This window comes from Sphingomonas colocasiae (assembly GCF_019880585.1).
Taxonomy (GTDB): Bacteria; Pseudomonadota; Alphaproteobacteria; order Sphingomonadales; family Sphingomonadaceae; genus Sphingobium_A; species Sphingobium_A colocasiae.
In genome coordinates this window covers 101,092-121,713 of record NZ_JAINVV010000007.1, presented here as the reverse complement: position 1 = coordinate 121,713, position 20,622 = coordinate 101,092, and the positions used below count along the sequence as shown (strand labels likewise).

Sequence of the window (20,622 nt, the reverse complement as noted above, 5' to 3'; positions counted from 1 at the left end):
CCGGTCCTCAGCGATCGCGGAGCCGCAGCGGCGGCAATGCCGCCGACGGCAGATCCACACGCAGTTCCCCGGCAAGGGTGGGCGCGATGCGGCGCATGTCGATCGTGCCGAGATCGCGTACCGCGGCGATCCCCGGTCCGGCGATGAGGAAGGTCGAACGCATGTCCGGGCGCAAGGTCCGGGTCGAGAACGCGCCGTGCGCGCCGCCCGTGTCGTCTTTCACCAGCGGTCCCGTCATCGCATTGCCCATGCGATAGCCGGGCCTGAAGGCGACGACGAACGCCGCGTCGGGAGACAGCCCCAGGCTGGCGATCTCGCCGCCGTCATGGATGCCTTCGATCCCGTTCGCCGGATCGGCGGCCAGCCCGCGCAGATATGCCTTCACCCGCGCCTTCGTCCGCGCGTCTTTCGGATCGCGCAGCACGATCATCGCCGATCCGCCGACATACCAGGCGAAGGCGCGCCACGACGCGACCGCCTTTTCCGCGTTCAGGACGATGAAGCCGCCTTCGGCCAGCGCCGCGTTCAGGTTCATCTGATGCGTCACCCTGAAGAAGCCGTGATCGGAGACGATGGCGATCACGGTGTCGGGATGCGCCTTGCGCTGCGCAGCGACGACGCGGCCGATCGCGGTGTCGATCCGTTCCAGCGCCGCCCTGGCTTCGGTGCTGAGCGGGCCGGTCTCATGCTGGCGATGGTCGAGCGAGACGAAATGGACCGTCAGCAATTCGGGGCGTTCGCGCTCGATCAGCGCGATCGCGTCATCGGCGATCTTGCGGTCATCCTCGTCATCGCCGTCGGTCAGGTTGAAATCGATGTCGCCCGCTTGCCCGGTGACGGGCCAGAAGAGGCTGCCCGTCTTCAGCCCCGCCGCCTTCGCCGCGCCCCACAGGGTCGGCGCCTTGATCTGGGCATAGAGGCTGTAGCTTTTGGGCAGCGTTGCCGCCGCCTCGAACGGGCGGTTGTTGTAGATGCCGTGCTCGCGTGGCGGCACCCCTGTCACCAATGTCGTGTGGTTGGGATTGGTCACCGTGGGATTGACGTTGATCACGCGCGCATGGCCGCCCTCCGCCAGCATGGCCCGCAGCGTGGGGATGCCCAGCCCATGGCTGTCCGCGTTCAGCACGGCATCGGGCATCAGCCCGTCGATCGAGATCAGCAGCACGGCGTGGCGCTCCGCCGCCTTCGCCTCAGTGACCGCCACCGCCGGCCGGGCCTCCGCCGGGCTCCCGGTCAGGAGCCCGGCCAGCGCCAGCGCGGTGAGCGACAGGATCGCGCGCCGCGTCCGCATCAGAATTTATGCTCGAATTTGAGGCGGAACTGGCGGCCGCGCGGGTTGACGGTGCCGACGAAGAAACCCTCATCCTCGTCCGCCACCGGCGGCCAGGCATCGAACACATTGTTGACGCTGAAGGTGATCGAATTGCGGAACCGGTCACCCGCGCCATTGCCGAAGGCGTAGGTGATGCGGAAATTGTGCAGGGTCGCGGGCTTCACGCGCATATAATAGCGGTTGATGCCATTGTCGTTGAACACGGTGATGCTCTTGGGCTTGCCCAGCGCCTCGTAGATCGCCTCGGTCGTCGAAGTCGAGGTGTCGGCCGACGCGCCGTAATAGGTGGTGAACCAGTCCATCGACCAGCCGCCGCTCTTCCAGTTGAGCGCGAGGTTGCCGATCCATTTGGCGCGGCCATCCTTGCCGAGCTGATCGATCACGACGCCGTCGTCGGCGAGTTCCTCGTCGCGCTGGATGTTGCGGGTGGCTTCGCCGCGCAGGGTGAACTGGCCGATGCCGAAATCGGGCACGCGATATTGCAGGCCGAAGTCGATGCCCGCCAGGCGGCGCGAACCGAGATTGATATAGTCGTTGATCAGGCTGGTGATCTCCCCCACCACCGCGCGCTTCGTCGCGTTGCCGGGCTGTGCGGCATTGTACGCGGCGAATGCGGCGCGGTCCGCATCGGTCGGCGCGCGCCGGGTGACGCGGCCATTGCCCGCATAATTGGCGCCGCCCGAGCCGAGATCGACCTGATCGATCGTCTTGCCCGATTTGAGCGCTTCCTGCGTGGCGAGATCGAGCGCGAGTTCGTCGAGCGCGAGCACCTGCGCGTTGCCGAGCGCGGTGATCGCATCGCGCTGGCGCATCTTCCAGTAATCGGCGGTGAAGGACAGGCCGGGCACGCCGGGCACGTCGAGCACGAAGCCCGCGCCCCAGTTCTTCGCGCGCTCGGGATTCAGCCGGTCATTGCCCTGGCGGAAGGTTCGGCGCGGGCCGTTATTGTCGATCGCGGCATTGGTGACGTCGGCGCGATAGGGATCGGCGGCATAGTTCACGCGCAGCAGCGGCGTCGTATCGGTCTGCGCCAGATTGGGCGCGCGGAAGGATTCATTGTACGAACCGCGCAGCCGCAGCCAGCGTGTCGGCGCCCACAACACGCTCAGCTTGGGCGTGGTGCTCTGGCCGTGGATCGAGAAACGCTCATGGCGGATCGCGGCGCCGATCTCGAAATATTCGGCGAGGGTGAAGCGATTGTCCTGCGTGATCAGCGGCAGCGCGACCTCGGCATAGGCCGATTGCACATTCTGGCTCGCATCGATGTCCGAATTGGGGCTCATCGCGATGAAGTCGTTGTCGTCCTCGCGCAGATAGGGGAAGTCCTTGCCCGATCCGGCGGGGTTGAGCCCGGCATAGGGCGCCTTCCATGCACGATAGCTTTCCCAGCGCATCTCGGCGCCCGCCGCCACCTGCATGCGGCCGCCGCCGCCCGGCAACTGCCACAGCTCGCCCGAAAGCTTGGCGTCCCAGGTGATGATCCGGGTTTTGCCGTAGCGATTGTCGGTGTCGTACATCGGATCGGTGACCGAGGCGGGATTCACATAGGCCTTGTCGACCACCACCTGGTTGTTCACCACCTTGAAGGTGACGGGGAAGGGGTTGTAGGCGGTCGCGTCCGTCCGATCGAGCGCGCGGCGCAGCAGCGATTCCCGGTAGATGTTGGTCTCCGTCTCATGGCTGTACGCGCCGGAGATCAGCAGCCCGCTTTCCCAGCTCCAGTTCTCGCCGATCCGGCCGCGCGCGCCGGCCAGCGCGCGGTAGAAGCTGGAATTGACCTGGATGTAGCGATCGCGCGTGCCCGGCGGGATCAGGCCGGAAATGATGGTGACGTCGCCCGGCGTGCCCTGGATGCGCGGGGTGCCGTCGGCATTGGGCGCGCCCGCCACATCGTAGAAGCGCACGCCGAACGGGTTATAGGGGTTGGAGGCCGGGATATAGAGGCCGGGCTCGTTGACGTTCTGCATATTGGCTTCTTCGCGCTGGCTGTTCGCGCGGGAGCCGGAATAGAGCACATCGCCGAACAGGGTGATGTCGTCGTTCAGCTCATGCTCGACGAACAGGGCGGCGTTGACGCGTTTCAGCCCGGGGATGAGCGTGCGGTGCGGCAGGCGGTTGTCGTAATATTCGTCCTCGGGATTGCCCAGATTGCGCGACGGCGTCGTCTGCCTGAAGTTCACAGCGCCATTGGCGTCGGGATACAGGAAGAAAGTGCCGTCCGCCGCCATGGTGGCGACGCCGCCCGCCGGCGCGGTCGCGGTGGAGATGCCGCGATTGCCCACGGGGCGCGATCCGTTGAAGGTCAGGAAATCGGACTGGATGGAGCCGCGCCGATACTGGCCATAATGGTTGATCGTGCTGCCGTTATCGAGGTCGTTGTCCAGCGCGAAGGCGGCGCCCGTCGCGGGATTGATCACGGCCAGTCCGTCCCATGGCGCGGGCAGCTTGCGGGTGCGGCGCAGGTCCGACTGGCTGCCCCATTCGCGATCGGTGAACAGCAGTTCGTTGCGCCGGAACAGATCGAGCGAAACGCCGATCGAGGTCTTGCCGAACCTGAAGCTGTTGGCGGCGGTGATACGGAACTCCTCCGCGCCGCCATGTTCGGTCAGCCCGGTATCGAAGCTGATCCGCCCGCCCTCGCTGTTGGGCGAGATGATCGAGTTGATCACGCCCGCCGCCGCGTCCGCGCCATAGATGGCGGAAGCGCCGTCGCGCAGCACCTCGACGCGGGAGAGCAGCGCGGTGGGAATGACATTGGCGTTGGCGGACAGCGCCGGCACGCCCTGATCGGTGCCCGACAGCGGATGCGGCGCCATGCGGCGGCCGTTGATCAGCATCAGCGTGCTGCCCGCGCCGATGCCGCGCAGGTCGACCGAGGCGACGTCGCCGCGCGCGCCCTGCGACGCGATCGTCGCTTCGTTGATGGCGGGCGGGCCGGCGAAGGGCAGGGTGGCGAACAGGTCCGCGCCGGTCGATCCGCCGCGCAGTTCGATGTCCGAGCGGTCGATGACGGTGACGGGCAACGCGCCCTCGGCCTCCGCCTCCGCGCGGCGCAGATTGGTGCCGGTGACCACGATATCCTCGTCGCTGGCCGGCGCGTCGGCGTCGGCGGGCAGCGGCGCGGTCTGCGCTTGCGCGGCGGAGGTCGCGGCCAGCACGGCGATGATCGCGGTGCCGCACAAAATCGAATGACGAACCATTGGTCTTCCCCTGAATCTCCAGGCGCGGCGGCACAGGCTGTCCCGGCGCCCGCCTTGTCGAAGACCGGATAGGATTTCAGCGTGACGCTATTGTTGTCGGATGGGCCGTGCTTTACCGATAGATCCACCGAAAATTTCGATGGATATCATCCGTGACGCTGAACCAGCTCCGCAGCTTCATCGCGGTCGCCCGCCACAACGGCTTCACCGCCGCCGCCCGCGCGCTCAAGATGAGCCAGACGACGATCACCTCGCAGATCCAGACGCTGGAGGAGGAGCATAAGGTGCGCCTGTTCGAGCGCCGGGGCCGCCGCATCGAACTCACCCAGGTCGGCGACCAGCTCCTCCAGATCGCGCGCCAGATGATCGACCTGGAGGACGACGCGGCGATGATGCTGAAGGACAGCGCCGATCTGCGCAGCGGCGCGCTGAAGATCGGCGCGGTCAGCCCCTTCCATGTCATCGAGATGATCGAGGCGTTCAACGCCAGCTATCCCGACGTCTATCTGTCGACGGCGCTGGGCAATTCGGAATCGGTGCTGCGCGAACTGGCCAATTATAGCTGCGACGTCGGCATATTGGCGCACGACACCGATGACGATCGCTATCATGTCCAGCATTATGCGAGCTATCCGGTGATGGCCTTTGTTCGTCGCGATCATCGGCTGGCCGCGCTCAAGAGCATCGAGCTGGCCGATCTCGCGAAAGAAAAGCTGCTGATGCGGGAGCGCGGATCGACGACGCGCCGCGCGCTGGAGGAAGGGCTGGCCGCGATCGGCGCGTCGCCGCGCGTCGCGATGGAGATCGGCAGCCGCGAGGCGATCCGCGAAGCCGTCATCCGGGGGCTTGGCATCGGCACCGTTTCCGAATCCGAATATGTGCCCGACGAACAGCTCCACCCGCTGCCCATCGCCGGCGCGCCGGTGCTCACGCACATCCATGTCTGCTGCCTGCGCGAACGCCGCCGCAGCCGCATCATCGCCGCGTTCTTCGACGCGCTCAGGCAGACCAGGGCGGGGAAGCGGCGGGTGCGGGGCGGGGTTGTGGCGGAGGGTTAGGGTTCGGACCGCCGAGGGGGAACCCAATACGCCGTCGCTCCAGCGAAAGCTGGAGCCCATGCGATCTTCTAGCCGCAATGGAGCCGGAGGCATCGTATAGGCTCCAGCTTTCGCTGGAGCGACGGCGAGGGATCGAACGGCTTGAAACCAACCCCATGCCGTCATGCCAGCGCAGGCTGGCATCTGCCAACCAGATCGCGCTTCGTCCTGTGGGAGATGCCAGCCTTCGCCGAAGGCGAAGTTTATCCTGAGCAACGCCGCAGGCGGCGTCGAAGGGCTGGCATGACGGTGTGGGGTGGCATCAATTCAACGAAATTTCCGTTAGGTTTATCGATCTGACACGGATGTTATGATGACATAGCTGTCATCAAGCGCCGCTAGCGATGGGATCCCTTCCCATTTTCAAGCGGATATCCATGACTTCGATCCCCACGCCGTTCGACGCCCCGCACGGTTTTCGCGGCCCCGTATCGGCCGCTATTTTCGACTGGGCGGGAACGGTGCTCGATTTCGGCTGCATCGCGCCGGTGGCCGCGTTTCGCGAGGCGTTCGCGCTGGCCGGTGTCGAGATCGGCGAGGCTGAGGCGCGCCTGCCGATGGGCGCCGCCAAGCGCGAGCATATCGAGCTGATCCTGGATCAGCCCGGGGTTCAGGCGCGTTGGCGGGGCATCGTTGGCGCGGCCTCCACCCAGGGCGATGTCGACCGGCTCTATGCCGATTTCCTGCGGATCGACGAGGTGAACTGCGCGAAATACAGCGCGATGATCCCCGGCGTGCTCGAGGTCATCGCCGAACTGCGCGCGCGGGGCATCGCGATCGGCAGTACCACCGGCTATCCGCGCGCGGTGATGGACGGGCTGGCGCCGCTGGCGGCGGCGCAGGGCTATGTGCCCGATTGCTGCGTCACCGTCAGCGATGTGGCGCGGGGCCGCCCCTGGCCGGACATGGTGCTCGCCAATGCCCTGGCGCTGGGCGTCGCCGATGTGCGCGGCTGCGTGGTGGTGGACGACAGCCCCACTGGCCTCGCCTCCGGCCGGGCGGCGGGCATGTGGGCGGTGGGGATCGTCGCCAGCGGCAATGAGGTCGGCCTGCCGCTCGACGCGTGGCGGGCGCTGGACGAGGGCGCGCGCGACCGGCTGCGCCGGGCGGCGCATGCGAAGCTGGAGGCCGGCGGCGCCCATTATGTGATCGACACCGTGGCCGATCTGCCGCCCGTGATCGACGCCATCGATGCGCGGCTGGCGGCCGGAGAGCGGCCGTGACCGGCTGGTCATTCCACAATCCCGTCCGCCTGCATTTCGGCGATGGCGTGTTCGATGAGGTGGCGGATGCGATCGCCGGCCGCCCTTATCTGCTCGTCACCCATCCCGACGCGGCGATGCGGCCGTGGCGCGCGCATCTGGCGGGGCGCGCGGGCGCGCCGCTGGCGGCGGTCGACGATATCGAGCCCAACCCCTCGCTCGCCATGCTGCACCGCATCTGCGATCGCCTCACCGCCGCGCGGCTGGAGCCCGCGCTGATCGTCGCGCTCGGCGGCGGATCGGTGATGGATACCGCGAAATTCCTGGCGGCGGGCCATGGCCGCTACACGCCGGTCGTCCATTATATGGAAAGCGGCCTGCCGCCCGAGCGCCCGGCGCTGCCCATCATCGCCATCCCCACCACATCGGGCACCGGCAGTGATCTGACGCGATGGGCGACGATCTGGGATCCCGAACAGGGCCGCAAGCTCTCGCTCGATCGTGACGATCTTTATGCCGAGGCGGTGTTCGTCGATCCCCGGATCACCGAAAGCCTGCCCTGGCCGATCACGCTCTCCAGCGGGCTCGATGCCCTGTCGCACGCGCTGGAAAGCCTGTGGAACGTCAACGCCACGCCCGTCACGCGCGATTTCGCGGTCGCGGCGGCGCGCGATCTGATGGCGGGCCTCGCCCGGCTGAACGGCGATCCGCTGGACGTCGGCGCACGCACGGTGATGGCGCTGGGCGCCACCCGCGCCGGCCTCGCCTTTTCCAACACGCGCACGGCGCTGGCGCACAATATCTCCTATCCGGTGACGCTCGATCACGGGATCGCGCACGGCATCGCCTGTTCCTTCTGCCTGCCAGACGTGATGCGGGCCGCGATCGGCGCGGACGGGGATTGCGACGCGGCGCTGGCGGGGCTGTTCGGCGATCTGGATGCCGCCCCCGGCCGCCTGCGCCGCTTCCTCGACGATCTCGGCGTCGCCGCCGGTCCCGACGCGCTGGGCATCGCGCCTGACGAATGGCGCGAGATCGTCGACGCCGCCTTCGCCGGGCCGAGGGGCCGCAATTTCATCGGAACGCGGGATCGCTTCCCGATCGCCATTCCCGCCGCCGCCGCCGGCGTCGCGGAAGCGTAACATGGCACAGGCACAGGAGACGGCCATGACTGCCGAAACACCGGTCGAGACCGACGCGCTGGCGCGGCTCGACAACATGCCCTGGACGCGTTTCCACACCACGCTGACGATCGCGCTGGGCGTGGGCTGGGCGCTCGATTCCTTCGAGACCAACATCATCGGCAGCATCTTCGGCGTGCTGAAGACGCAGTGGAACCTGTCCGCCGCGCAGGGGTCGCTCGCCGTCAGCATCTGGGTGGTCGGCATGCTGATCGGGGCGATCGGCTTCGGCTATCTGGCCGATCGGTTCGGGCGCAAGCGCCTCTTCCTCGCCACCCTGCTCTGGTACGGCGTGTTCGCCACCGGCACCGCCTTCGCCTGGGATTATGAATCCTTCCTGTTCTTCCGCTTCATGACCGCGCTGGCGGTGGGCGGCGAATATTCGGCGGTGACGGCGACGATGGGCGAATTTTTCCCCAAGGCGCATCGCGGCCGCACCGACGCGCTGATCCTCTCCGGCTTTCCGCTGGGCGCCATGGCTTCCGCCGGAGCGTCCTGGCTGCTCTTCAGCTGGTTTCCGCCCGAGATCGGCTGGCGCATCGGTTTCGGCCTGGGGGCGACGCTGGCGCTGTTCTTCCTCTGGGTGCGCCGCGCCATCCCGGAATCGCCGCGCTGGCTGCTCCAGCAGGGCCGCGTCGCGGAGGTGGAGGCGATCGTCGAGGCGATCGCCGCGACCGCCAAGGGCACGCCCGCCTTCGAAAGCGCCCGCCGCCGCTATGCCCCGGCCAGCTTCATGCCGGTGACGCCGTCCTTCCTGCGCAACCTGCGCGAACTCTCCACCGGCTATCGCAACCGCTGCGGGCTGGCGAGCGTGCTCAACTTCTCGCAGGCGGCGGTCGTCTATGGCGCGCTGGCGCTGATGGCGCTGGTGATCCTGCCCGAAATGAACGTGCCGGCGGCGGACCTGCCGCTCTATTATTTCTGGGGTAATGCGGCGGCCCTGCTCGGCGGCATGGTCGGCGCGGTCTCGGTCGAGGCGGTGGGGCGGCGGACCTCCTTGCTCGTCAGCTACAGCCTGACCGTGCTGGCGATCCTGCCGCTCTACGCCTTCACCACCCTGCCAGGCATGGTGTTCAGCTATTGCCTGATGCAGTTCGGCGTCACCTGGGCCTATATCACCGCCTATGTGATCGCGGCGGAGATCCTGCCCACCCGCTTGCGCGCGACCGGGCTTGGCGTGTCGGTGGCGATCGGCCGCGTCGGCGCCATGCTCGCGCCGCTGCTCCTGACCTTCGCCTATCAGTCGACCGGCGCGCCGTCCTCTGCGCTGCTCGTCCTCATCGCGCTGGCGCTGCCCGGCCCGGTCGCCGCGCTGCTGTGGAGGATCTGGGGGGAGGAGACGCGCAACGTCTCGCTGGAAGAGGGCAGCGCGGAAGCGGGGGACAGCAGAACCCCGCGCGACCGCCCCGTCCGCTTCCCGTTCTTCGCGGCGTGACGGGGGAATAGCCGGGCCGAACCGATTGCCCCCGCTCGGCGGGCGGGCGATAAGACGGGCATGATCAAGACTTTGCTCGTCGCCGCGCGCGACCGGAACCGCCTTGGCGAGATCGCGCAGGTCGCCTCGCGTTTCGGGCTGGGGGTGGTGCTGGCGCGGCTCGGCATCGCAGATGCGGGGCAGGGGGGTGATGGCGATCCCCACGGCCTGCCGCGTCGCACGCGGCTCGCGCTCGAGGCGCTCGGCCCCACGTTCGTCAAGTTCGGCCAGATCCTGGCGACGCGCGGCGATCTCCTGTCGCCCGAATGGATCGCCGAACTCGAGCAACTGCACAGCCAGGCGCCGACGCTGGCGTTCGAGGATCTGCGCCCGGCGGTGGAAGCGGCGCTGGGCGAGCCGCCCGAAACCGCCTTTGCCAGCTTCGATCCCGCGCCGCTGGCCGCCGCGTCGATGGCGCAGGTCCACCGCGCAACCTTGGCCGACGGGCGCGCGGTGGTGCTCAAGATCCGCCGGCCCGGCATCCGCCCCCGCATGGAGGCGGACCTCCGCCTGATCGCGCAGCTCGCCGCCGTCGCGGAAAGCGCGAGCGCGGAGGTTCGCCGCTTCGCGCCCGCCGCGATGATGCGCCAGCTCACCGAAGCGGTGCTGGAGGAACTCGATTTCACCGGCGAGGGCCGCAATGCCGACCGGCTGCGCGCGGATTTCGCGGAGGAACCGCGCGTGGTGATCCCCGCCATCCACTGGGCCTGGACCTCCGAAACCTTGCTGGTGATGGATTATGTCGCGGGCGTTCCGCCCCGCGATGGCGACACGCTGCGCGCCGCCGGCATCGATCCCGCCGCGATCGCCGCGCTGGGCGCGGATGTCGTGCTCGATATGGTGCTGGTCAATGGCCGCTTCCACGGCGATCCGCATCCCGGCAACCTGCTGTGCCTGCCCGGCAACCGGATCGCGCTGCTCGATCTCGGTATGATCGGCCATGTCTCACCGCGCCGGCGCGAGGAGTTCATCGATTTCGTCCAGTCGCTGAACACCGGCGATCCCGCGCGGCTCGCCGATATATTGGCGGTCTGGTCGGCGGGAAGCGCGCCGCGCGATCGCATCCTGTCCGCGGCCGAACGGCTGGTCGCGCGCCATGGCAGCGGCCCGCTGGTGCTGAGCGTGCTGGTCGGCGATTTCCTGCCGATGATGCGTGACGAGGGGCTGACCCTGCCGCCGGACCTGCTGCTGATCTTCAAGGCGCTGGTGACGATCGACGGCGTGCTTTCCGCGATCGAGCCCGATTTCGATCTGTCGCAGGCGATGCGGCGATCGTCGCTGCGCATCGCGCGGGCGCGGCTGTCGCCCGATCATTGGGGGCCGACCGTGCAGGCGCTCGCCTGGGAGCTGGGCAAGCTGGGCGATGGCGCGCCGCGCCTGGTGCGCGCCGCCGTGCGCCGGCTGGAAGCTGATCCCGCCGATGTGGCGGCCCCGCACGCGGCGCTCTCGGCCGCGCTCGCCACCGCCGGCCGCTGGATCGCCGCCGCCATCCTGACGGGCGCGGCGCTGATCGCGGGTGCGCTGCTGCTGTCGTAGGGGTTGGGGCTCGATCCGGTGCCTTTTCGGTGTCATCCCCGCGAACGCGGGGATCCAGCTTCTTCTTCTTTTTCCGGACGCTTCACGGAATAGCTGGATCCCCTTTCGCGGGGATGACACGTTTGGGAGCATCAGTGGATCGCGCATAGTCCCGCCTGCGCTGGCATATCGGACAGGGTAGATTGCCCAGTCCTCAACCCACCCGGTGCGGGAAGGGGCAGTGAAGGCTGCATGTCTCCCGCACGGTCACGGTCAGGATCGTGCCGCCGGAGAGGATCTCGATCGCGGCCAGCCGCAGCCCGTCGGCGGTGGTGCCGTCGGGCGTCGCTTCGATGCGGAGATGGCGGGCACGCACCGATGCGGGCGGAAACCGCGCGATGAAGTTGCAGGGATCGGCATGGCCCGCCGCCTGCCAGTCGGCGATTGGCACGGCATCGTCGAAAGCCGGACTGTCCGATCCGTGGATGCGGAAACGAACCGGCCGGCGGCATGCCGATCCGTCGCCCGGCTTCACGGAATGCAGCCGGATCGCGTCGATCGCGCGGCTCGCGCCCAGATCCGCCTCCAGCCAGGCGGCGGCCTCGATCCGCGAACCGTCCAGCGGAGAGAGGCGGGAATAGCGCGATATCGTCGCGATCATCGCGGGCTGTGCCACCATCGCTCCGGCGCGCGCGCTCTCGCCCGCCAGCAGCGGCGCGGCGAACAGGCCGGCGCCGCCGATCGCGGAGCGGGCGATGAACTGTCGACGGGTCGTCCGCATCGCTGGCTCCGTGCCGCTCAGATATAGACCGGCGTGTTGGTGATCTGCTCGCAGCCGGTTTCGGTCACGATCACATGATCCTCCAGCCCGCTCATGCCGACGCCGGGATGTTTCATGAACGCCTCCACCGCGATCAGCATGCCGGTTTCATAGGGCTTGTCGATATTCGCCAGCTCGCCGGGCATGGGCACATAGCCCGATGCGTCGGGCGCCACCGGGCCGGTGCCGGGGTCACCCGCCGGAATGATGTCCGGGCCATAGAATGTGCCCATCTGATGCCCGAAAATCCCCAGATTCACCTTGATGTCGCGCGCCTCGTCCTCGAAGGGCGCCGCCGCCTTCGCGCCGATCACGCCCAGTTGCCGGGGCGTGATGCCCGGTCGGATCGATTTGATGATCGCCCGGCACACCTCGGCCGATCCCTCCAGGATGTTGCGCTGCTCCCTGGTCGATCGCCCGCCGCACACCGCGCTGCGGCCGGGATCGAGCCAATAGCCCTGGAAGATCGGCCCCTGGATCCACCCGCGCACCATGTCGCCCTTGTTGGGCGCGGTCATGTCATAGCCATGGAGCATGTCGCCGAGGATGTATTTCTCCGCATGCGCGCCGTGATGCATGTCGATGCGCGAGAAGCAGCCGCCACGGCGCATGATCTCCGCCGCCGTGCGCGCCGCCGCCGCCGCGGAGGTCTCGCCCGCGATCATCGCGTCCATGCCGGCGGCGAGCGCATGGGTGACGATGTCGCCCGCCGTGCGGAACACATCAAGCTCGCGCTTCGATTTCACGCGCTGGGGTTCGAGCAGGAACCATTCGTCGGTCACCCACTCGATCTGCGGCGTCAATGCCCGCAGCCGCCGGTCATAGAGGCCGGGGAGCACATCGTCGCCGACGACGGCGACGCGCCCTGTTATGCCGTGCTTGCGGAAATATTCGGCGAGCCCGGTGATCACGCTGGGCTCGTGCACGATCAGATCGCCGCACACCGCCTTGTGATATTCGGTTTCCTCGGGCGGCTGCGCGCTGTGCAGCTCCGGCTCGCGTCCGCCCCGGAACAGCACGGCGGAAAAGGTCCAGCTCCCCATCTGGACATCGTCCGCCCAATCCTGCCCGGTCCCGGTATTGGCATAGTTGGTCAGCCAATAGACATTGCCGAGCCGGTCATAGGATCCGGCGCCGCGCGACCAGACCAGCAAGGTTTCGTAGCCGCGCGCGCGCATCGCATCCCACACGCGCCGCCAGCGCTGCTCATATTCCTCGCGCGGGAAGACGCTGCCGCCGCTCACGATCGATCAGCCCTTGATCCGCATGGTGAGGCCGATGGTGCGCGGCGTCACATAGGTCACGTTCTCGAACACGCCGGGAATCGTGCTGACCGCGCCCGAACCGATGGCGAGGATGCCGCGCTTGTTGAAGGCGTTGCGGACGAACAGGCTGATATCCACGCTGGACCCTTCAGCGCCGATGTCGAAATTGGCGATGTCATAAGCCGGGCGGAAGCGCCCTGAACTGACCACGCCGTCGATGCCGAACGGCGTCTTGCCGACATGCTGCCAGCTTCCGCGTGCATAGGCTTCCCATCCCTCGTTCACCGGATAGCGCAGTTCGGAGGAAAGCGCGAATTTCCAGCGCGGCGTCTCGGGGATGGCGTCGCCCCTGGCATAGCCCGCCGCCGCGCCGAAATCGGCGGGCACGCTGGTGAATTTGGCGTCGGTATAGCTGATCTGCCCACTCAGCGTGATGTGTTTGGACGGGCGCAGATTCATTTCCAGTTCCGCGCCGTCGATGCGCGCATCCCCGGCATTGGCGAAGAAGGTGGAGCCGCAGGGATCGGGAATGGTGAGCTGGATGCCCTTCTGCTCGATCCGATAGGCGGCGCCATTGACCGTCAGCACCCGGTTCGGCGTCTCGATCTTCGCGCCAAGCTCGTAGTTCCAGACCGAATCGGGATTGAAGATCGGCCCCACCGAACTCGCGAGATCGCAGCCCAGCGCTGGCGGAATCGCGGCATTGGCGCCGCCGGCGCGGAACCCGCGCGAGACGGTGGCATAAAGCGTGGCGTTGTCGCTGGGGCGATAGTTCACGGTGAAGCGCGGGCTGGCGCTGGTCTTCTTCGCGGTGATGCGCGGCGTGTCGATGCCGCACAAGATGCCGGGAAAGGCTTCGGTGCAGGTCGCCTCCAGCGTGTTCTTCAGGCGATAGGCGCGCACGCCCGCGATCAGCTCGAGCTGATCGCTGAGTTTGTAATTGACCTCCGCGAAGCCCGCGATCTGCTGTTCGGACGTCCGCTGGAGATAATCGTAGAAGATCGGCCCGATCGGCCGCGGCGCGGGGCCGAACTCGGCATTCAGCAGATCGGAGAATGGCTGTCCGTCGAAAATCTGGCCCAGCGATTGATCGGTATGGCTGAAATAGACGCCCGCGATCCAGTTGAACGGGCCGGCATTGGACGATGTCAGGCGCAGTTCCTGGGTATAGCTGTCCGCCGTTCCGGGCATCCGGCTCTCGAACGGCGCGAAGGCGCCGAAGATATTGTAGCCCAGCGGGGTATAGTCGATCGCCGCGTCCGATTTCTTGTTGAGATAGGAACTCGACGAGACGAGCTTGAGGCTGCCGAATTCCTTTTCGACGGTCAGGTTCGCGACGAGCAGGTTGGTGTGGGAGGGTTCTCCGCCGACGGCGCTCGCGCGGCCGAAACCGGGCAGGTTGCTCTGCGTCGCGATCGGATTGTCGGCGCGGATGCGTTGATAGAACAGGCTGGGCGTGATCGTCAGGTCGCTGGCGGCTTCCCATCGCAGGGCGGCGCGAACGGCCAGGATCACGGCATCGTTGGCGTTCTTCTCGGCCACCTTGTCGTTCGACTGCGGCGATGTGAAGCCGGCGAGCGTCGCGTCGTAGCGATCGATATAGCCCGCGATCTTCTCATAGCTGCCGGTCACGCGCAGCGCGAGGTTGGTGGCCAGCGGCAGGTTCACCGCCGCCTTGGCGCCATAGCCCTCGCCGCCGCCCTTCACGCTGTTGACGGTGGCTTCGCCATGCGCGGCGAAGCCCGAAGGATCGGGCTGGTTGGTGATGTAGCGGATCGTCCCGCCCGTGGAGCTCGATCCGAACAGCGTGCCCTGCGGCCCGCGCAGCACCTCGACGCGCTGCATGTCGAACAGGTCGATATTGGGCGTGCCGCTATAGGCATCGGTGCGGAAGTCGAACGGCGTGTCGTTGATATAGACCGCGACGGCGGGGGCGAGGCCGAGATCGGTGGAAAGGCCGCGCAGCCCGATATTGGATTCGCCCGGTCCGACGGGCGTGAAGGTGAGGCTTGGCGTGTTGCGGACCAGGCTTTCGGTGTCGCGGATGCCGAGCCGGCCGAGCGCCTCGCCGCCGAAGGCGGACACGGCCTGCGGCACGTCCTGCAACCGGCTTTCGCGCCGCTGCGCGGTGACGATGATGTCCCCCTCGTCACGCGGCGCGGTGTCGGTTTCCTGGGCGATCGCCGGCGCGGCGAGCAATGTGGTGGTCAGCAGTGCGATGAGATGGATGTGTCGAGACATGATGCCTCCCCTTTGGTTTCTTGATTATGGTTCTGGTTGCTGGCTGCCGGTCAGGCCGCGATCGCCGACACGCGGCCAAGCCCGTTCTGCTTGACCGAGTCCGCGTAAACGAAGCCGGGTTCGGTGTGGTAGCTGAGCAGCGCGATCATGCGGCGCTTGTCGCCCGCCACCTCGGTCACGCGGTGGAGCGCCCGGCAGCCGCGGAACAGCAGCAGCGTGCCGGCCTCCACCTTCTGCAACCGGGTGCGCGGCGACGCGCCGTCGAGGATCGCGTTGATGTCCTCGACGGGGGCGGTGTCGACCTCGGGCGCATATTCGAACGCGCCGCCGGTTTCGGGCGCCTGCAGCAGCAGCGACACCACGAAGTCGTTATCGTCGAAATGCCAGCCATGCTGGTCGCCCGCGCCCATATAGGTGATGTTGACGTTGATCAGCGGATCGGCGGTGGTGTGCAGGCGCGCAATCCCCAACGCGTCCTGAACCAGCGCCATCAGCTCGGGCGAGCGATAGAAGCTCTGCACCGCGCCATCGGCTTCGAGCAGGTCGGAGCCGAGAATCCACATCGAATAGGGGGCGGCGCGATTGCGCAGCGCCTCGTCGGCGATATCGGCGAGCGGGCCGCGCGGATTGAAGCCGAGCATCTGATCTCGCCGGTGCGCGCTGCCGAATTTGGCGGCCGCTTCGGCGACCATCTCCGCCAGCGCCTCGGGCGCGACGAAATCGGGGAAGGCGGCGGCGCCGTCCTCGGCGAGCTGGCGCGCGGCGGTCTCCACGATGGCCGCGCGTCGCGCCGCGTCGGACAGGGGATAAAGGCTGGTGTTCACGATCGACATGGATGCTCCCGAAACTCTCACCGGACCGCCCGGCATCGCGGGATGAGTCATCGCATCCGTCCGTTCGGCGCGACAGCAGAGAAAAACTGCGGCATCATCTCAAAAAGTGATGGAAGCGGATCGCTCAGCCCGCTGCCCGGGCGCGAACCCACAGCGCGCCCGCGACCGCCACGGCGACACAGCCCAGGCAGAAGGCGCCGACCGCGCCAAGACCCAGATATTGCAGCAATATGCCGCCGACCGCCGGGCCGATGGTGAGCCCCGCGCCCGTGATCGCGGGCGTCAGCGCGACCATGCGTCCGCCCCGGTCGACCGAGGCGAGCAGGCCGAATTTGAACGCATATTGAAACGGCCATGCGAAGGTGAAGAGGCAGATGGCCGCGACGAAGCCCGCCGCGCCGATCGGCAGGGTGAGGGCGACGACACCGCACGCCAGGATCGCGGCGCCCACGAGCAGGCCGGCCCTTTGCGGCATGCGTTCGGCGAGCGCGCTGGCGGCGAGCGATCCCGCCAGTCCGCCGAATGCCGAAACCGACAGCGCGAAGGCGATGGGCGCGGCGCCCAGGCCTTTGCCCACGCCGATGCGTTCCAGGAAGGGCCAGAGCGACGCCATGCCGATGAAATAGGCGAGGATGGCGGCGAGCGCGCCGATGGCGAGCCGATCGCCGCCAAGGCGGAGCGGGCGCGCGCCATCACGCTCCCGCCGCTGCGCCGCGCCGATCGGCCGGGCCAGCCAGAAGCCGGGCAGGGCGATGGCGGACAGGGCGAGGAACAGCCATTGCCAGCCGAAGCTGGCCGCGATCCAGCCGAAGCTGCCAAGGCCGACCATGCCGACGATCGACTGGCCCGCCAGATACAGGCTGATCGCGCGGCCGGGGCGGGCGGCGCGGCCCATCGCGGCATAGCAGATGCCGCCCACCACGCCTTCGCCCAGGCCGGAGAGGATGCGCGTCGCCGCGACATAGGCATAGTGGCCGTCGAGCATGGTGAGCAGGTTGCCCGCGATCATCACCGCCAGCCCGACACGCACCATCGCGGCCCAGGAGAGGCGCGTCGCGATGATCGGGCAGAACAGGCTGCCGACCAGGATGCCGCCCATGTTCATCGATGCGATCATGCCGCCACCGGCGACGCCATAGCCGAAGCGTTCGGCGAACACCCCCACCATCACCGGCAGCACCGCAGGCAGCGTCGCGGCGGCCACGCCGAGATAGATCGCGGCCCAGACCGCCGCCGGGGGCGGGGGAAGAGCATCTCCGCCGTCGCCGGCCGTCATGCCGTCAGCCATGGGGGCGCTTGTGGAAACGCCCGGCCTTCATGATCGTGCTGAGGCGCCGGCCATCCTCGGCCAGCAGCGCGATATCCGCCAGCGGGTCGCCATCCACGACCAGCAGGTCCGCCGTGGCGCCCGGCGCGATGCGGCCGAGATCGGGGCGGCGCAGGATCTCCGCGCCCGTCACCGTCGCCGATCGCAGCACGTCATGCGCGGGCTGCACCTCGCGCCGGTACAGGAATTCGCGCGCCTGCATCACGAACAGCTCGCCCGGCAGATCGGTGCCGAAGCCGAGCGGAACGCCCGCGCGCCACGCGGTTTCGAAACCCTGTGTCGCAAGCTGCGTCAGTTCCTTCGCCTTTCCGCGCACCGCCGCCGGCAAGCCCAGCATGTCACCCTTTTCGATAAGCGCCATGACGATGGCAAGCGTCGGCACCGCGAAGCCGCCGGCTTCGCGCAGCATGGCGGCCGCCTCGGCGGTGATCAGCGTCGCATGCTCGACGGTGCGCACGCCCAGCCGTGCCGCGCGCATCACCGCGTCGGCGGTGTGCGCATGCGCCGCGACATAGGCGCGCCAGCGCACCGCTTCCTCGATGGCGGCCAGGATCTCGTCATCGGTGAACTGCGCCATCCAGATCGGATCGGTGGGTGAAAGCACGCCGCCCGACATCATGATCTTGATGCAGTGCGCGCCCATGCGCAGCTCCTCACGCGCCGCGCGGCGCACCGAATCCGCGCCGTCGACGATATGCGCGATGCTGTGCATCAGGTGGCAGCGGCACGGCTCGACATCCTGTTCGGGCGTACGCAGATCGCCATGCCCGCCGGTCATCGACAATGTCCGCCCGGCGTAGAAGAGGCGCGGCCCGACGATCAGCCCGTCCTCCAGCGCCCGGGCCAGGCCATGATCGGCGCCGCCGACATCGCGGATGGTGGTGAAGCCGCAATCGATCGCGTGGCGCAGCATGCGCGCGGCGTGCGCGGTGGAATAGGATGGCGGATGGCCCAGGATCTGCGCGGCGCTGGCGCTGGAAAGCCGGGGATGCGTGTGGACGTCGATCAATCCGGGCATCAGCACGCCGCCGCGCACGTCGATGCTGTCCGCGCCGGGCAGGCGCGCCGGGCCGCTGTCGACCGCCATGATCCGCCCGTCCTCGACGACGACATGGCAATCCTCGCGATAGCCGTCCGCCGCCTCGTTCAGCACGCGCGCATTCTCGAACACGATCGCCTTCACCACAGTCCTCCCGCTTTCTTGCGGGAACCCTAGGCCGGGGACGGGCCGCGCCAAACCAGAGAAAAGTGGACACTGGATGCCTTTTCGATATGAAAGGATCCATGCGAAGCCTGCGCCAGTCCCTGCCGCCCCTCAACGCGATCGCGGTGTTCGAAGCCGCGGCGCGGCACCTGAGCTTCACGCGCGCATCGGCCGAACTCAACATCGCCCAGTCCGCCGTCAGCCGGCACGTCTCCAATCTGGAGGCCGATCTCGGCGTCTCACTGTTCGTGCGCAACGGCAACCGGCTGGTGCTGACCGCGTCGGGGCAGGTGCTGGCCGAGGCGATCCAGATCGGCCTGGGGCGCATCCGCGACAGCGTGGAGGCGATCCGGCGCCGCAACCGCCAGGGCGCGACGCTCACCATCGCATGCAGCTATGCGATGGCGCACGACTGGCTGATGCCGCGCTTCGGCGCGTTGCGCGCGCGCCTGCCCAATATGCAGATCCGGCTGATGACCGCCGATGCCTATCTGGATTTCGAGGCGGAGGATGTCGACCTGTCGATCCGCTACGGCAATCCGCGCGACTGGCCCGATTTCCGCGCGCGCAAGCTGCTGGAGGAAGTGGTCTTCCCGGTTTGCGCGCCCGCGCTGCTCGATCAGCATCCGGGGCTGGTGGAGGATCTGCCGGAGGCCTGGGCCGAAGCGCCGCTGCTCCAGCTCACCCAGACCAGCCAAGGGCTGGTCGACTGGCGCGAATGGTTCCGCGATCTCGGCGCCACTCCGTCCACGCACGGGCCGCTGTTCAGCACCTATACGCCGATGCTGCAGGAAGCGCTGGCGGGGCGGGGGATCGTGCTCGGCTGGAAGGGGATCGTCGATCCCTATCTGGAGACCGGCCAGCTCGTGCGTCCATCCGCCCGGCAGCTCACCTCCGATCACGGCTTCTTCATCGTCCACCGGCCCGACGCGCGCGAGGACCTGATCGAAACCGTGATGGACGCGCTCATTGGGCCGCCGCCGAAGGCGGGTTGATCGGGCCTATTCCGGGCGATCGTCCAGGAAATGCTCGACGACCAGCGCGAATTTCTCGGGTTCCTCCACAAAGGGCGTATGGCCGCTGCGCTCGAAAAATTCGAGCCGCGCGCCCGGTATGCCCTTGCTGATGCGATAGGCGACGCTGGGCGCGACATTGGCGTCGAAGCGCCCGTTGATCACCAGCGCCGGCAGCCTGAGCGTCTTGAGCGCGGGGTAGAGGTCGAGCTTCATCGCGTCGAGCATCACCGCCGTGCACGTCTCGCGCGAGAACTTGCCGTCATCGGCCGTGCGGTTGCGCTGATCATAATAGGACATCCGGTCATAGGCATCGACCTGCACGCAGCCCATTTGCGCCGCCGGGCTGGGGTCGTTCGGGATCGCCGCCATGATCTCCGGATAGAGCTTGTCGAACAGGAATTCGTGCGTCGTCAATTTGGCGTCGCCCGATCCCACCAGGATCAGATGGGCGACATGCTCGGGATAGCGCGTCGCATAGGCCATCGACAGGATGCCGCCCCAGGAATGGCCGAGCAGGTCGATCCGTTCGGCCTTGAGCTCACGTCGCAGCGCTTCCAGATCCTCCACCATCCTGTCCACCGTCAGCCCGGCGGCGGGGCTGCCCGGCGAACGCCCGGTGCCGCGCTGGTCGTAAAAGACGATCCGGCGCCGTTTCGCCATGCCCGCCCAGACCGGCGCCGCGATCATGTAGCGATGATCATATCCCGGCCCGCCATTAACCGCGATCAGCGGCACGCCGCCGGGCTTGCCGATCGAAACGCTGTACAGCCGGCCCGCGGCGGGCGCGGCGGGCTCCGCGATCGCGGCACCCGCAACGGAGAGGCCCGCCGCCGCCAATATCAGCATGATCGATCGTCTCACCGCCGCAATCCTCCCTCGTCTTCGTTGCCCGCACGCTATGCGGTGGGCCGATA

Annotated in this window: 15 protein-coding genes; 6 read left to right on the top strand and 9 right to left on the bottom strand. The window is 67.8% G+C overall.

What is annotated here, in order from left to right; translation table 11 throughout:
• Window positions 1-7 precede the first annotated feature (7 nt).
• Both K7G82_RS15515 and K7G82_RS15510 read right to left on the bottom strand, forming a co-directional pair.
• The gene (locus K7G82_RS15515) at window positions 8-1,291 is read right to left on the bottom strand and encodes an alkaline phosphatase family protein (RefSeq protein WP_222990824.1); all 1,284 of its coding nucleotides are present in this window, start codon (window positions 1,289-1,291) and stop codon (window positions 8-10) included.
• The gene (locus tag K7G82_RS15510) at window positions 1,291-4,533 is read right to left on the bottom strand and encodes a TonB-dependent receptor plug domain-containing protein (RefSeq protein WP_222990823.1); all 3,243 of its coding nucleotides are present in this window, start codon (window positions 4,531-4,533) and stop codon (window positions 1,291-1,293) included. Before K7G82_RS15510 ends, K7G82_RS15515 begins: the two co-directional genes overlap by 1 nt.
• Window positions 4,534-4,685: 152 nt before the next feature.
• Here K7G82_RS15510 and K7G82_RS15505 point away from each other — a divergent pair, with 152 nt between their 5' ends.
• From K7G82_RS15505 to K7G82_RS15485, 5 genes are all read left to right on the top strand, one after another.
• A complete protein-coding gene (locus tag K7G82_RS15505; RefSeq protein ID WP_222990822.1) occupies window positions 4,686-5,591 on the top strand; it encodes a LysR substrate-binding domain-containing protein in 906 nt (301 codons plus the stop codon).
• 416 nt (window positions 5,592-6,007) lie between these two features.
• A complete protein-coding gene (phnX, locus tag K7G82_RS15500; RefSeq protein ID WP_222990821.1) occupies window positions 6,008-6,853 on the top strand; it encodes a phosphonoacetaldehyde hydrolase in 846 nt (281 codons plus the stop codon).
• A complete protein-coding gene (gene psrA / locus K7G82_RS15495; protein WP_222990820.1) occupies window positions 6,850-7,974 on the top strand; it encodes an iron-containing alcohol dehydrogenase PsrA in 1,125 nt (374 codons plus the stop codon). Before phnX ends, psrA begins: the two co-directional genes overlap by 4 nt.
• A gap of 25 nt (window positions 7,975-7,999) precedes the next feature.
• Window positions 8,000-9,448, top strand: a complete 1,449-nt coding sequence (locus tag K7G82_RS15490) for an MFS transporter (protein ID WP_222990819.1) — start codon at window positions 8,000-8,002, stop codon at window positions 9,446-9,448.
• A gap of 60 nt (window positions 9,449-9,508) precedes the next feature.
• Complete coding sequence (locus K7G82_RS15485) at window positions 9,509-11,023, top strand: ABC1 kinase family protein (protein WP_222990818.1); 1,515 nt, start codon at window positions 9,509-9,511, stop codon at window positions 11,021-11,023.
• Window positions 11,024-11,216: 193 nt separating this feature from the next.
• On the opposite strand, the gene K7G82_RS15480 is transcribed toward K7G82_RS15485, so the two are convergent.
• The 6 genes from K7G82_RS15480 to K7G82_RS15455 form a co-directional block, all read right to left on the bottom strand.
• A complete protein-coding gene (locus K7G82_RS15480) occupies window positions 11,217-11,783 on the bottom strand; it encodes a hypothetical protein (RefSeq protein ID WP_222990817.1) in 567 nt (188 codons plus the stop codon).
• A gap of 17 nt (window positions 11,784-11,800) precedes the next feature.
• On the bottom strand, window positions 11,801-13,066 hold the full coding sequence (locus K7G82_RS30040) for a M24 family metallopeptidase (RefSeq protein WP_222990816.1): 1,266 nt from the start codon (window positions 13,064-13,066) through the stop codon (window positions 11,801-11,803).
• A 6-nt stretch (window positions 13,067-13,072) separates the two neighbouring features.
• Window positions 13,073-15,328, bottom strand: a complete 2,256-nt coding sequence (locus K7G82_RS15470; protein ID WP_222990815.1) for a TonB-dependent receptor — start codon at window positions 15,326-15,328, stop codon at window positions 13,073-13,075.
• A 50-nt stretch (window positions 15,329-15,378) separates the two neighbouring features.
• The gene (locus tag K7G82_RS15465; protein ID WP_222990814.1) at window positions 15,379-16,161 is read right to left on the bottom strand and encodes a HalD/BesD family halogenase; all 783 of its coding nucleotides are present in this window, start codon (window positions 16,159-16,161) and stop codon (window positions 15,379-15,381) included.
• A gap of 124 nt (window positions 16,162-16,285) precedes the next feature.
• Entirely contained in the window at window positions 16,286-17,437 is a 1,152-nt protein-coding gene (locus K7G82_RS15460; protein WP_222990813.1) for an MFS transporter, read from the bottom strand.
• Window positions 17,438-17,441: 4 nt separating this feature from the next.
• Entirely contained in the window at window positions 17,442-18,671 is a 1,230-nt protein-coding gene (locus K7G82_RS15455; RefSeq protein WP_222990812.1) for a metal-dependent hydrolase family protein, read from the bottom strand.
• Window positions 18,672-18,772: 101 nt separating this feature from the next.
• On the opposite strand from K7G82_RS15455, the gene K7G82_RS15450 reads away from it, so the two are divergent.
• Entirely contained in the window at window positions 18,773-19,687 is a 915-nt protein-coding gene (locus K7G82_RS15450; protein ID WP_222990811.1) for a LysR substrate-binding domain-containing protein, read from the top strand.
• A gap of 6 nt (window positions 19,688-19,693) precedes the next feature.
• Here K7G82_RS15450 and K7G82_RS15445 read toward each other — a convergent pair whose 3' ends face one another.
• Window positions 19,694-20,569, bottom strand: coding sequence for an alpha/beta fold hydrolase (locus K7G82_RS15445; protein WP_222990810.1), 876 nt, complete (start codon window positions 20,567-20,569; stop codon window positions 19,694-19,696).
• Between the last annotated feature and the right edge of the window lie 53 nt (window positions 20,570-20,622).